Source organism: Massilia scottii, assembly GCF_030846495.1.
Classification (GTDB): domain Bacteria; phylum Pseudomonadota; class Gammaproteobacteria; order Burkholderiales; family Burkholderiaceae_D; genus Telluria_A; species Telluria_A violaceinigra.
This window is the reverse complement of the sequence record NZ_JAVCWM010000081.1, coordinates 1-686: the sequence shown is the minus strand read 5'-3', so window position 1 is coordinate 686 and position 686 is coordinate 1. Positions and strand designations below refer to the sequence as shown.

Sequence of the window (686 nt, the reverse complement as noted above, 5' to 3'; positions counted from 1 at the left end):
ACCCCGCTGCTGGGTGCCTATACCGGCACCCTCGCATCGGCGCAGTCGGTGCCGGAAGCGGCCACCAGTTACAAGTACGACCTTGTCGGCAATCTGAAGGAAATTACCGACCCGCTGGGACGGGTGACGAACCTCACCTACGATCCACTCGACCGTGTAAAACAGGTGGAACAGCCGCTCACCAACGGCGCCCGCCCGACCATCAAGTATGGTTACGACGGCATCGACCAGGTGGCGACGGTGACCGATCCGCGTAACCTCGAGACGCGTTACTCCGTAGATGGACTGGGTAACCGCAGCGAGCTGGGAAGCCCCGACACGGGCCTGACCAAGTCGACCTACGATGCCGCCGGCAATCTGAAAACGCGCATGGACGGCCGCGGTAAAACGAATACCTATTTTTATGATGCGCTCAACCGCCTGACCCGGATCGACTATACGGGCACCGTCGGAACCACGTTCGAGTACGACGGCGACGCGAAGCTGACACCGACTGCGGCTGGCAAAATAACGCGGATGACGGATGAATCGGGTTATACGACCTATACCTATGACGCATTCGGGCGGCTCGCGGCCAAAGCCCAGACCACGACCGGCTTGGGGAGCTACACCAACACGCATACGCTTGCCTATGAGTACGATGCGGCCGGCCGGCTGGCGAGCGTGACCTACCCGAGCGGGAACCG

At 61.4% G+C, this 686-nt stretch carries 1 pseudogene; it reads left to right on the top strand.

Annotated features, from left to right (window positions below):
- Positions 1–686: pseudogene (locus tag RBA41_RS33375) on the top strand (type IV secretion protein Rhs); the annotation flags it as partial.